The 12,981-nt window shown below is 60.6% G+C and carries 12 protein-coding genes; 4 read left to right on the top strand and 8 right to left on the bottom strand.

The features are described from left to right. Positions 1 to 5: 5 nt before the first annotated feature. The 4 genes from B0G76_RS02830 to B0G76_RS02815 all read right to left on the bottom strand — a co-directional run bounded on the left by B0G76_RS02830 (position 6) and on the right by B0G76_RS02815 (position 4,346). Positions 6 to 956 (bottom strand): branched-chain amino acid ABC transporter permease, encoded by a 951-nt coding sequence (locus tag B0G76_RS02830; RefSeq protein ID WP_074282431.1) that lies wholly within the window; start codon positions 954 to 956, stop codon positions 6 to 8. A 230-nt stretch (positions 957 to 1,186) separates the two neighbouring features. Further along, positions 1,187 to 2,386, bottom strand: coding sequence for a branched-chain amino acid ABC transporter substrate-binding protein (locus B0G76_RS02825; protein WP_120289933.1), 1,200 nt, complete (start codon positions 2,384 to 2,386; stop codon positions 1,187 to 1,189). A gap of 542 nt (positions 2,387 to 2,928) precedes the next feature. Then, positions 2,929 to 3,888, bottom strand: a complete 960-nt coding sequence (gene ispH / locus B0G76_RS02820; protein ID WP_120289931.1) for a 4-hydroxy-3-methylbut-2-enyl diphosphate reductase — start codon at positions 3,886 to 3,888, stop codon at positions 2,929 to 2,931. 2 nt (positions 3,889 to 3,890) lie between these two features. Next, entirely contained in the window at positions 3,891 to 4,346 is a 456-nt protein-coding gene (locus tag B0G76_RS02815; protein ID WP_063497119.1) for a peptidylprolyl isomerase, read from the bottom strand. 199 nt (positions 4,347 to 4,545) lie between these two features. On the opposite strand from B0G76_RS02815, the gene radC reads away from it, so the two are divergent. The 4 genes from radC to nadB all read left to right on the top strand — a co-directional run bounded on the left by radC (position 4,546) and on the right by nadB (position 7,888). Continuing rightward, entirely contained in the window at positions 4,546 to 5,388 is an 843-nt protein-coding gene (radC, locus tag B0G76_RS02810) for a RadC family protein (protein WP_259460487.1), read from the top strand. Positions 5,389 to 5,629: 241 nt separating this feature from the next. Further along, positions 5,630 to 5,863, top strand: a complete 234-nt coding sequence (gene rpmB, locus B0G76_RS02805; RefSeq protein ID WP_007180631.1) for a 50S ribosomal protein L28 — start codon at positions 5,630 to 5,632, stop codon at positions 5,861 to 5,863. A gap of 10 nt (positions 5,864 to 5,873) precedes the next feature. After that, positions 5,874 to 6,041 (top strand): 50S ribosomal protein L33, encoded by a 168-nt coding sequence (rpmG, locus tag B0G76_RS02800; RefSeq protein WP_006050116.1) that lies wholly within the window; start codon positions 5,874 to 5,876, stop codon positions 6,039 to 6,041. 248 nt (positions 6,042 to 6,289) lie between these two features. Beyond that, on the top strand, positions 6,290 to 7,888 hold the full coding sequence (nadB, locus tag B0G76_RS02795; RefSeq protein ID WP_120296159.1) for an L-aspartate oxidase: 1,599 nt from the start codon (positions 6,290 to 6,292) through the stop codon (positions 7,886 to 7,888). 94 nt (positions 7,889 to 7,982) lie between these two features. Here the strand turns inward: nadB and nadC are convergent, their stop codons facing one another. From nadC to B0G76_RS02775, 4 genes are all read right to left on the bottom strand, one after another. Continuing rightward, a complete protein-coding gene (gene nadC / locus B0G76_RS02790) occupies positions 7,983 to 8,882 on the bottom strand; it encodes a carboxylating nicotinate-nucleotide diphosphorylase (RefSeq protein WP_120289927.1) in 900 nt (299 codons plus the stop codon). After that, the gene (nadA, locus tag B0G76_RS02785; protein ID WP_120296158.1) at positions 8,882 to 10,021 is read right to left on the bottom strand and encodes a quinolinate synthase NadA; all 1,140 of its coding nucleotides are present in this window, start codon (positions 10,019 to 10,021) and stop codon (positions 8,882 to 8,884) included. The genes nadC and nadA overlap by 1 nt, the downstream gene beginning before the upstream one ends. Positions 10,022 to 10,163: 142 nt before the next feature. Beyond that, positions 10,164 to 11,360 (bottom strand): fatty acid desaturase, encoded by a 1,197-nt coding sequence (locus B0G76_RS02780; protein ID WP_120289925.1) that lies wholly within the window; start codon positions 11,358 to 11,360, stop codon positions 10,164 to 10,166. 202 nt (positions 11,361 to 11,562) lie between these two features. Continuing rightward, entirely contained in the window at positions 11,563 to 12,918 is a 1,356-nt protein-coding gene (locus B0G76_RS02775) for a mechanosensitive ion channel family protein (protein WP_120289923.1), read from the bottom strand. Positions 12,919 to 12,981 lie beyond the last annotated feature (63 nt).

The following is a 12,981-nucleotide window of genomic DNA, read 5'->3' as shown; positions in this document are numbered from 1 at the left end:
ACTCCTTATGCTCGATCCGCAACACGTTCGCCCAGCAGGCCCGACGGACGGAACACCAGCACGATGATCAGCACGATGAATGCGAACACGTCCTGGTAGTTACTGCCGAATACACCGCCCGTGAGGTTGCCGATATAGCCGGCCCCCAACTGTTCGATCAGGCCGAGCAGCACGCCGCCCACCATCGCCCCGCCGAGATTGCCGATCCCGCCCAGCACCGCCGCGGTAAAGGCCTTCAGACCTGGGATGAAGCCCATATAGAAGTGTGCGTTACCGTATTCGGACGCGATCATCACACCGGCGAGCGCGGCCAGCGCCGAGCCGATCATGAAGGTCGCCGAAATCACGAAGTTCGGATTCACGCCCATCAGGCTGGCAACGCCCGGGTTCTCAGCGATCGCTCGCATCGCGCGGCCGAGCTTGGTCTTGTGAACCAGCAGCAGCAGACCGCCCATCACGAGGAACGCCACCACGATGATCACGATTTCGGTCATCGAGATCACGGCGCCAGGCGTCGTGTCGGTGGCCTTGATCACGTTGATCGGGTCGGTGGGCAAGAGCTGCGGGAACGGCAGCGGGTTGCGCGACCAGATCATCATCGCGAGGGTTTGCAGCAGGATCGACACGCCGATCGCGGTGATCAGCGGGGCGAGACGCGGCGCCTTACGCAACGGCCGGTAGGCCACGCGCTCGATCGTGTAGCCGACCAGCGAGCAAACCACTGCCGCGATGATCAACGCGATGATGAGCGTCGGCACATTGCCGAGGCCGGGGAAGTGGTTCTGAAGCACGCCTATGGCTGAGAGCGCGACCATCGCGCCCACCATCAACACATCGCCGTGCGCGAAGTTGATGATGCCCAAGATGCCGTAAACCATCGTATAGCCCAGTGCGATGATGGCGTAAACGCTGCCAAGCACCAGCCCGTTGAGGACCTGCTGGATGAAGATATCCATTTAATGCTCCTTAGCCCGTGCGACTGGATTCGCGTTCTTCATCAGCCGGTGGGCGGTGATGCGGTACGCCAATCTCAACGGCACTGCGGGTACTGATGTAAAAGACCGGTAAGGGTTATCCGCTACCCGGTTCGTCTCACGACTGTGATGCAGTCGGGGACGAACCGATGGCGGATGCAAAAACGGCACCGTTGGGTGGTTTCGGTGCCGTCAGGCGTAACATCCCGTCATCACATCTTTACGACGTCGAGAACCGCTTTCTTGCCGTCCTTGAAGTCGTAAAGCGTAATGGCGCCCTCTTTCAAATCACCCTTGTCGTCGAACGCGATGTGACCGATTACCCCGTTGTAATCGGTGGACGGCATCGCAGCCAGCACCTTGGGCGCCTCGATCGAATTAGCGCGCTTCATTGCATCGACAATCACGTATACAGCGTCATACGTGAACGGCGCGTAAATCTGCACCGGCGTGTGGAAGCGGTCCACGTACTTCTTCTCGAAGTCCGCTCCCTTGTCCATTTTCGAAAGCGCGAGTCCCGCCTCCGAACAGACCAGGTTTTGCACGGCGGTTCCCGCCAGCTCACCCACCTTGTCGGTACACACGCCGTCGCCGCCAAGGATTTTTGCCCTGATACCGAGCGCCGCCGCCTGTTTGGTGAACGGCCCGCCCGTTGCGTCCATGCCGCCGAACATGATCACGTCCGGCTGAACACGCTTGATCTTTCTAAGGACGGCCTGAAACTCCGTAGCCCTGTCATTAGTGGCTTCGCGCGCGACGATCTTCGCCCCGCTCGCCTGTACCGTCTTCGCGAACTCGTCGGCCAGGCCCTTGCCGTAGACCGTCGAGTCGTCAACGATCGCGATGCGTTTCGCGCCGAGTACTTTCGTCGCGTAGTTGGCAAGCGCCGGCCCCTGCTCGGCATCGGTCGCGACCACCCGATAAGTTGTCTTGAAACCTTGCTGCGTATACCCCGGGTTCGTCGAGGACGGCGAGATCTGCACGATCCCGGCATCGCTATAGATCTTCGAGGCCGGAATCGAGACGCCTGAATTCAGGTGCCCGACCACGGCAACGACATGATCGTCGACGAATTTTTCGGCGACCGCTGTGCCCGTTTTCGGATCCGCGGCATCGTCCTCGGCGTCGAGTTCCAGCTGGATCTTGTGGCCGTCGATGGTCAAGCCCTGTGTATTGATTTCCTCGACCGCCAGACGCGCGCCGTTTTCATTGTCTTTACCGAGATGTGCAATGCCGCCCGTCAATGGGGCCGCATGACCGATTTTCACGACAATCGCCTCGCTCGCCGGTGCCGCTGCCGCCGTGGCAGCCGATGCACTTGCTCCCGCCTCGCTATCCTGTTTTTTACCGCACGCGGTCAACATCGCAACCGCGGTCACGACGGACACGGCGTAAGCAAACTTGACTCGCATTAAGTAGGTCTCCCGCGCCTTGCAAAATCCATTGTTCAGGACCCGGAGGCCTTGAGAACGCGCGCATTGTAACTCCAATTATGCGACGCGCAATATTGTTGAAACGGTGGGGTTTTCCTGCATTGCAACCTTATTTTGAGAAAGAAATCCATCAAAAGGCGCAACCGGGTTGCGACTGTTTTCCGTGCATCAGTTGCACCACCGTTGCGCCCAATGGCATCAAGTGTTGCGGCGAGTTGGCCCGATCCCCGATTGCACCGTGGTTCGCGTTAAGTATTACGTTTTCATTGATATCAAGATGCACGCACTATTTTAGTGCGCCAAAAATAGTCGTAACACACTGAGCGCGTTTTAAACGGGGTCACATCACAGGAAGTTCGATTAAACGCCAAATCACAATTCAAAAGAATTTGTGTGGGAGCACACTTGAAACGGCGCGGTGTAGTGTTATGGCCCTTTATTTTTGACAGACTTGCGAATGGGCGGACGTAAAAAAAGCGCGCCCTTGGGTGCGCTTTTCTTTCAGAAACGTCGGCTAATTGTCAGGCAGGCAGACCGAGCCCACGCGGCAACGGAAACGCGATGTTTTCCTCGATGCCTTCGAGCGCGCGCACATTGCGCACGCCGAGCTCACGCAAACGGGCAATCACCGCTTGCGCCAGCACTTCCGGCGCCGAGGCGCCTGCCGTCACGCCGATCCGGCGCTTGCCTTCGACCCAGACCGGATCGATCTGGTCTGGCGAGTCCACCATATAGGAAGGCACGCCGAGCTTTTCGGCCAGCTCGCGCAGCCGGTTCGAGTTCGAACTATTCGGGCTGCCGACCACGATCACCACGTCGCATTGCGGCGTCATGAACTTGACGGCGTCCTGACGGTTTTGCGTGGCGTAGCAGATGTCCTGCTTCTTGGGCTCGCGGATCGCCGGATACTTCGCCTTCAGGGCTGCGATGATCTCGGCTGCGTCGTCGACCGACAACGTGGTTTGCGTAACGAACGCGATCCGCTCGGGATCGGCCAACTGCAAGGCTTGCACGTCTTCGATGTCTTCCACCAGATGCATGCCTTCGCCCGCCTGCCCCATCGTGCCCTCGACCTCCGGGTGGCCCTTGTGGCCGATCATCACGATGTCAAAGCCGTCCTGGCGCATTTTCGCGACTTCGATATGCACCTTGGTCACGAGCGGACAGGTGGCGTCGTACACCCGCAGGCCGCGCGACTCGGCTTCCGAGCGCACCGCTTTCGACACGCCATGCGCGCTGAAAATGACCGTATTGCCGGCCGGCACTTCTTCCAGCTGTTCGATGAAGATCGCGCCCTTCTTGCGCAAATCTTCGACGACGTAGGCGTTATGGACGATTTCGTGGCGCACGTAGATCGGCGAGCCGTGCAGCTTGATGGCCCGCTCGACGATTTCAATGGCCCGATCGACGCCGGCACAGAACCCGCGCGGCTGCGCCAGCAGGATCTCGGCTTCGGCAAGAGTCGTATCCGTGATGCTCATGTTTACAGAATCCCGATGATTTTCACTTCAAACGCCAGCGCCTGGCCGGCAAGCGGATGGTTGAAATCGAACAACGCCGACGTTTCGCCCACTTCTTTCAGGACACCGGCATAGCGGCCGCCGCCCGGCGCGTTGAATTCGACCAGGTCACCCGGCGAAAAATCCTCGCCGATCATGCTGTTTTCGCGCAGCGTGGCCAGCGAGACCCGCTGGATCAGCTCCGGATTGCGCGGACCGAACGCCTGATCCGGCGTTAGCTGAAAGGTCGAATGGTGACCCACCTTCAAACCCAGCAGAATGTCTTCCAGCGGCGGCGCGAGTTGGCCCGCACCGAGCAGCAGCGTGGCCGGTCTGTCGGTAAACGTATTGATGACTTCGGCGCCATCGGCAAGGGAAAGCCGGTAGTGAAGCGTCACATGTGAACCGGGCTTCACTTCGGAAATGTCGATGATGCTCATGCAATGCTCGCTCAGTCGAAGCGCGCTACACGCGTGCGCCGCGGGCGCAGTCGACGCGTGTGGCAGACCGTCGGGGTGCCGTGCGCAAAGCGTCTATTGTAAGCCACATAACGGGCGGCGGCTTGCGTCCGTCGCGCGCGTCGCGGCCGGGCAGGCAGCGCGCGCCGCCGTAAACCTGAACTGGAGGATGCAACCCTATATGGCTGACTACGCCTGTACGATGGACGAAGCGACACTCGAAGCGGCCTTGCCGGCGCCTGCCGCGGCCGGGGCCGCAGCCCCCGCTCGGGTGGCACCGCGCGCTTGCGCCGCAGCCGGGGCCGGCAATGGCGTTGGCACCAGCGCGAACGTCGGCACACCCCCGTCCCGCCCGCTTGTACGAGGTAAATGGCTTAAAAACGATATGCCACGCGAACGCCTGATCGAGGAAGGGCCTGGCGTGCTGTCCGACACCGAAATGATCGTATTGGTGCTTGGCTCGGGCCTGCCCGGCCACGATGTGTTCGACGTCGCGCGCTCCCTGCTCGACCGGTTCGGCTCGCTACAGGCCATGCTCGACGCGACCTATTCGGACCTCGACGGCCTGCGCGGCATCGGCCCGGCAAAGAAGGCGCAATTGCTCGCCATCATGGAAATGGCGCGGCGCTCGCTGGTCGATAAACTGCATGACCGTTCGCTGATGAATTCGCCCGAAGCCGTGCAGGACTATCTGCGCATAGGCGGCAGGACGCAAGAGGTCTTCGTGTCGCTGTTTCTCGACGCCCGCCACCGGTTGATCCGCTGTGAAGAAAGTGCACGCGGCACGCTGACGCGCATGGCCGTTTATCCGCGCGAGATCGTGCGGCGAGCGCTGAGTCTCAATGCCGCGAGCCTGATCGTCGCGCATAATCACCCTTCCGGCGCCGTCCGGCCGAGCGCGAGCGACTGCCGACTGACGCATACGCTGCGCGAAGCCCTTGCATTGATCGACGTTCGACTCATCGATCATCTGGTGATCGGGGCCGACAACACCTACTCGTTTGCCCGTGCCGGCTGGCCGTAAAATGGCCTGAACCTGGGCCGCGGCAACGTCGCGTCGTATCTGGCATCGCAAATAAGGTTTGATTTTGCGGCTTTTTTTCTGCTAGAATTCCGGTTTGCCTATTTCCAACCCCCTGTTCCGAAGCCACCAAGGCGTTCCGGAAAGGAAACGTGCCTCGAGTTTCAATAAACTCTCAGCGCGGCTCTTTTCGGGAAACTTTCACGGCGTTCGAACTCAGAATTAGCGTATTAGGAGTGCTCTCATGGCACGCGTATGCCAAGTAACTGGGAAAGCGCCGATGAGCGGCAACAACGTTTCCCACGCGAACAACAAAACCAAGCGCCGGTTCCTCCCGAACCTGCAAAACCGCCGTATTTGGGTGGAAAGCGAAAACCGTTGGGTGCGTCTGCGCGTTTCGAACGCCGGCCTGCGCCTGATCGACAAGAACGGTATCGACGCTGTGCTCGCAGATCTGCGCGCACGCGGTGAAGCCTAAGGAGTAAATCATGGCGAAAGGCGCACGCGACAAGATCAAGCTGGAATCGACCGCAGGCACGGGTCACTTCTACACGACGACGAAGAACAAACGCAACATGCCGGAAAAGATGCTGATCAAGAAATTTGATCCGGTCGTCCGTAAGCACGTTGACTACAAGGAAACCAAGATTAAATAAATCTTGGTTTCTGCCTGACGAAGGCAAAAAGTTTGCAAAAAAAGCCTCGTATTCGTGCGAGGCTTTTTTGTTTTCTGCGTCCCGGCATCGCACTGTCTAGCTGCCCTTTAGCTGTCCTCTACCGGCCAGGACAGTCTTATCCGGTTCGGCCAGCTTTCCCTCATCCGTCGTGGCGCGTATCCTTTCTCGTTTTAGCGGCGTGCGAACCGCACGCCGTCATGGCAAAACGAAAGACGGAGATGCAGGCGATGGAATTCGATGTAGCGATTGTCGGTAGCGGTCTGGCAGGTTTGAGCGTTGCGCTCAATCTTGCGGAGACCCGGCGGGTTGCGGTGGTCGCCAAGCGATCGATGACCGAAGGCGCGAGCGATTGGGCGCAAGGCGGAATCGCCGCCGTACTGGATTCGGCCGACAGCATCGAAAACCATGTGCGCGACACGTTGATCGCCGGCGGCGGCTTGTGCGACGAGGCGGCGACACGCTTTATCGTCGAGCATGGGCGTGCCGCAATCGAATGGCTGATCGAGCAAGGCGTGCCATTCACTAAAGACGACGACGCCGAACTCGGCTTTCATCTGACACGCGAAGGCGGCCATAGCCATCGCCGGATCATTCATGCTGCTGATGCAACGGGCCATGCAGTGGTCGCCACGCTCAGCGAGCGTGTGCGTCGTCATCCAAACATCACCCTGCTTGAAGACCACTACGCAATCGACCTGATCACGTCCGACCGCCTCGGTCTGCCTGGCCGTCGTTGCCACGGTCTGTATGCGCTCGATCTGCAAAGCGGCCGCACCGTGACAATCGAAGCACCGCATACCGTGCTCGCCACCGGCGGCGCCGGCAAGGTCTATCTGTACACCACCAATCCCGACACCGCGACCGGCGACGGCATCGCGATGGCCTGGCGCGCGGGCTGCCGCGTGTCGAACATGGAATTCATCCAGTTCCATCCGACCTGCCTGTTCCACCCTTATGCGAAGTCGTTCCTGATCTCGGAAGCGGTGCGCGGCGAAGGCGGCATTCTGAAGCTGCCGGACGGCACGCGCTTCATGCCGAACCATGACGAACGCGCCGAACTCGCGCCGCGCGACATCGTCGCGCGCGCGATCGACTTCGAGATCAAGAAACGCGGCATCGATTGCGTGTATCTCGACATCAGCCATCAGTCGCCTGAGTTCCTGCGCGAACACTTCCCGACGATTCTGGCCCGCTGCCTCGAATTCGGCATCGACATCACCAAAGAGCCCATTCCGGTTGTGCCTGCCGCGCACTACACGTGCGGCGGTGTCGTGACGGATCTGGCAGGCCGCACCGACCTCGCGGGCCTCTATGCGGTCGGTGAAACGTCATGTACTGGCCTGCACGGCGCGAACCGGCTCGCCAGCAACTCCTTGCTCGAGTGTCTCGTGATCGGACGTTCCGCCGCGCAGGCCATCGAAGAACAAGGCTTCAGCGCCGCCGTACATGCGCCGCTGCCGGATTGGGACGAAAGCCGCGTGTCCGATCCGGACGAAGAAGTGGTGGTCGCGCACAACTGGGATGAACTGCGCCGCCTGATGTGGAACTACGTCGGCATCGTACGCACGGACAAGCGGCTTGCGCGCGCCAAGCATCGGCTTGCCTTGCTGCGTGACGAGATTCACGAGTATTACGCGAACTTCAAGGTGAGCCGAGATTTGCTTGAGCTGCGCAATCTGGTCGACGTGGCGTCGCTGATCGTTGAAGGCGCGCGCTCACGGCGTGAAAGCCGCGGCCTGCACTTCAGCCGCGATTGGCCAGCCACGTTGCCGAAGGCGCTGCCGACGGTACTGTCGCCCGAGCATGTGCGTAACCGCAACGTGTGATTGCCAATGCTGATGTGAAAAAGCCATCGCCGGTTTCCCAGCGATGGTTTCTTTCATTACTTTTTCTTTGATCGCGAACGCTCAGGCGCGCGGCTCAGACGATCCGCATCGAGTAATCCGTTGCGCGTACATCTTTGGTCAGCGCGCCGATCGACACCCGATCGACACCCGTCTCCGCGATGGTCCGCACCGTCTCGAAGTTCACCCCACCCGACACCTCCAGCACCGCCCGCCCTGCCGTGATACGCACGGCGTCGCGCATCGCATCGAACGAAAAGTTGTCCAGCAGAATGGATTGCGCACGATGCGCCAGTGCGGTTTCCAATTGCGCCAGCGTTTCGACTTCGATCTGGATCGACACACCCGCATTCAGCGCAAGTGCCGCATCCATTGCTGCGCCGACACCGCCCGCTGCGGCGATATGGTTTTCCTTGATCAGAATGCCGTCGTACAAGGCAAGCCGCTGATTCGCCCCGCCGCCCACGCGCACTGCGTATTTCTGCGCGAGCCGCAGGCCCGGCAAAGTCTTGCGCGTATCGAGGATGCGCGTTTGCGTGTGAGCAATTGCGTCGACATAACGACGCGTTGCGCTCGCCACGCCCGACAGCAGTTGCAGGAAATTCAGCGCATTGCGTTCAGCCGTTAATAGCGCTCGAACCGGGCCGCGCAGTTCGCAGACCGGCGTATCCGCCGCCATACGATCGCCCTCGCGATAGCACCACTGCACATCAATACGGGGATCGACCTGGCGCATCACTGCATTGAACCAGGGCACGCCGCACAGCACGGCCTCTTCGCGCACGATGATGCGTGCATCGCGCACGTCGTCTGCGGGGACAAGACGGCCGGTCTGATCGCCTGCGCCAATATCTTCCACAAGCGCGTCAGCAACGTTGCGTGCGAGCGCGGCATCGAATGCCGCGCCGTACTGCGCACGAATCTCTGCGAACAGCGGCGACACCGCTTCGCCCTGATTGCGTTCCACCGCCCCCATTACGCCGCTCCTACGTTCGAATACAGTTGCGCGTCGCGCGCGAGATCGCCGCTGGCCTGTACGCGCTTCTTGTGACGCGCCGCGAAGTCGAGCATCCGGTCAATCGGCAGACGCGCCCGCTCGCCGATCGCTCGATCGACGAAAATTTCGTTGTGGCCGCGTTCGAGCACGTCGGCCAGATTGGCGAGGCCGTTCATCGCCATCCACGGACAATGCGCGCAGCTCTTGCAGGTCGCGCTGTTGCCGGCCGTGGGCGCGGCAATCAACGTCTTGCCGGGCGCGGCGAGCTGCATCTTGTGCAGAATGCCGAGATCGGTCGCCACGATGAAATGCGTCGCGTCGAGTTTTTGCGCGGCGTCGATCAACCGGGTAGTCGAACCCACCACGTCCGCTTGTGCGACCACGTTGGCCGGCGACTCAGGATGCACCAGCACTTTCGCGCCCGGATATTCGGCGCGCAGCAGATCGAGTTCGATGCCTTTGAATTCGTCGTGCACGAGACACGAGCCCTGCCACAGCAACATGTCGGCGCCAGTCTTGCTCTGGATGTAGCTGCCGAGGTGCCGATCCGGCGCCCAGATGATCTTTTCGCCGCGTGCATGCAGATCGGCAACGATTTCCAGCCCGATCGACGACGTCACCATCCAGTCCGCACGCGCCTTGACGGCCGCGCTGGTGTTCGCGTACACGACCACCGTGCGATCCGGATGAGCGTCGCAGAAAGCCGAGAATTCATCGACCGGACAGCCCAGATCGAGCGAGCAAGTCGCGTCGAGATCGGGCATCAGAATGCGCTTGTCCGGGCTCAGGATTTTCGCGGTCTCGCCCATGAAGCGCACGCCCGCCACCACCAGCGTTTGGGCCTCATGATCGCGACCGAAACGCGCCATCTCCAGCGAATCGGCCACACAGCCACCGGTTTCGTCGGCGAGTTCCTGGAGTTCCGCGTCGACATAATAGTGCGCAACGAGCACGGCTTTCTCACGCTTAAGCAATGCGCGGATGCGCTGCTTCAACGCCACCTTCTTTTCCGCCGAAGGCGCGTCGGGCACCTTCGCCCATGCCTGCCCGATCCCGCAGGTCGTGCCCAGTGCCTGTGGCCGGTCGTATTCGACGGCCCTGATCGCCTGCTGATCCATGATCTCCTCTGCCTTCGCTCTGCCGCCGCGGACTGTCAATCGCGTACCGTTGAAATTGCCGCGGCCCAAAAAGCAAAACCCCGCCAACGCGGGGTTTTGTGACGTAACGAAATTTTAATAGATTTCGCGATCGGGCATACGGTCAAGCATAGCGACGCAGGCGCAGCGCGAATTCTTGCAGCGCTTTAATACCGCTCTGCTCAGCGCGATGACACCAGTCTTGCAACTGAATCAGCAGTTGATCGCGCGAAGCATTCGAACGCTCCCACATCGCCGCCAGTTCATTACGCATGTCGATGTAGGTCTTGAGCTTCTGGCTGTTCGCGAAAATTTGCGGCAACTGGCGCTTCTGCGGTTCATCGAGACCCGCCTCTTCCTTATGGAACCAGGTACGCGCACCGCGCATGACCTGATACTTCTCGCGCGCGCCGACTTCCTTCAGATGCGCCAACTCCTGGCGATAAGCACGCTTGAGCGCCTTGCCGTAACGCGCCATCACTTCATAGCGGTTTGCCAGCACGGCTTGCAACGTGTCCTGATCGAGCACCAGCTTGCCGGTGGTCAGGCGCGGCGTAGGCGCGACCTTCTTGACCTTGGCCAGACGGAACGCGGACATGATGCGGATGTACATCCAGCCGATATCGAACTCGTACCACTTGTTCGACAGCTTGGCCGACGTCGCATACGTGTGGTGATTGTTGTGCAGCTCTTCACCGCCGATGATGATGCCCCACGGGAAAATGTTGGTGCTGGCATCCGACGAGTTGAAGTTGCGATAGCCCCACCAGTGCGCGAGGCCGTTCACCACACCGGCTGCCCAGAACGGAATCCACACCATTTGCACTGCCCAGATGGTCAGGCCGACAACGCCGAACAACGCGACGTTCAGCACCATCATCAGGCTCACGCCGAGGATCGGGTACCTGGTGTAGACGTTGCGTTCCATCCAGTCATTCGGCGTGCCGTGACTGAATTTGCGCATCGTTTCTTCATTCTTGGCTTCGGAACGATACAGTTCCGCGCCTTCGAGCAGCACCTTCCAGATGCCGCGCGTTTGCGGGCTGTGCGGATCTTCTTCGGTCTCGCACTTGGCGTGGTGCTTACGGTGAATCGCGGCCCATTGGCCGGTCAGCATGCCGGTGGTCATCCACAGCCAGAAACGGAAAAAATGACTGACGATCGGATGTAGCTCCAGCGCGCGGTGCGCCTGGCAGCGATGCAGATAGACCGTCACGCCAATGATCGTGATGTGTGTCGCGACCAGCGTGTACAGCACAAGTTGCCACCACGAGAAGTGCAGCAGACCGTGGGCAAGGAAATCGAGCAAGGAATTCAACAAGGCAATTTACCTGTGGAACAAGAGACGCCAGACACACGCAAAATGCGCGTGTCAAGAAAGTGAAAGCATACAGCGGGATTGGACGATATTCTACTTGAAGCGTTCCAAGTGTTTGTAACAAATAGGGATTTTTTGCGAGGTATCAAGAGAACGGAACGCGCCGGAGGTTGTTTTCACCCCCCCGGCGGGTTCGAAGTGCCCGTCAGCGGGCGCTGTCCGCCTGATTGGCCGCGGGAGCGGTCATTGTTACCGCTTGCGGCATTGCGTCGCTCACGTTGCCGACGATTCGCACTTCGCGTTGTGCGAAAGGAATGGAGATGCCATGTTCGGAGAACAGGCGCCAGATGTTGCGATTCACAGCCGAGCGCACGCCGGCAGTACCCGTCGCCGCATCTTCGATCCAGAAGCCCAGCTCGAGGTTGATGCCGTCGGCGCCAAAGCTGGCCAGATAGGACGTAGGCGCCGGCTCCTCCAACACCCGCGCGACGCCCTGTGCGGCCTGGGCGAGCAACGCCATCGCCTGCTCGACGTCGGAGGAGTACGCGACCTGCACGGCCGCCTTGGTGTAGCCACGCGTCAGATAAGAGGACTGGTTCTGCACCACGTCCGTAATCAGCTTTTCGTTCGGGATCAGCGTTTCGTTGCCGTCCAGGCCGCGCACGACTGTATAACGCGTGCGGATCTGCGTGACCATGCCCTGCAGGCCACTGACATTGATCGTGTCGCCGATGCGCAGCGAGCGGTCGATCAGGATGATGAAGCCCGAGACGTAATTGCTGGCAATCTTCTGCAGCCCGAACCCAAGCCCCACACCCAGCGCGCCGCCGAATACCCCCAGCACGGTAATGTCGATCCCGACCAGCGACAGGCTGATCAGCACCGCCCCCAGCACGAACGCTGCACGCCCGACCCGGGCCACGACCACCTTGAGGTTCGCGTCGAGCGTGTTTGAGCGCATCAGGCGGTCTTCGAACGTGGCGCCGAGCCACATCGCGACGATCATCGTCACGCACACCCACAGGAGGCCCGTGGTGAGCGAGAGCAAGGTCATGTGCGCGTTCGCGACCCTGAAGCGCACACTGCCCATCCACGCGATCACGTCGTCCTGAATGCCCATCACCGTGAGCACCATGCCGATCCAGACGACCAGCGAGACGACCTTCTCCATCAGGAACAGCCACGGGTGGTTCGCGCCGTCCTGACTGAAGACCCGCCGTGCGAAGAAAAACACGATGTAAATCAGACCGATGCCGAACAGCGGCACCAGTGCCAGATCGAGCAGCGACGTGTGCATGAACTGGCCGGTGATCGCTTGCGCGAGCCAGACGAGCGCCGCGCCGATCAGCGGAAAGAACGCGCGATTCAGGCTCTCCGCGCCGAAACGCAGGGTCTGGTAACGCGTCTGGCGCCGCAGATCGAGCGAGCGGCGCACCAGTCGCGCGAGCAGCCAGGCGACAGCGAGCGTGCCAAGCAGCACGCCGACCTGCCACAGCATGACTGGCTGACCGAAGTCGCGCGCGAGGTCGCTGAACATGTGAGGAAAAATCCGATTTTGCATGATGTCGCTAAAATCGCCGGCACACCGGGTTCAGGACAAGAACCCGGCCGCGCCGGCAGATAG

It is taken from the genome of Paraburkholderia sp. BL23I1N1 (assembly GCF_003610295.1).
In the GTDB taxonomy this organism is placed as follows: domain Bacteria; phylum Pseudomonadota; class Gammaproteobacteria; order Burkholderiales; family Burkholderiaceae; genus Paraburkholderia.
Note: the sequence above shows the minus strand (reverse complement) of the source record. Positions and strands in the feature narration are given on the sequence as shown.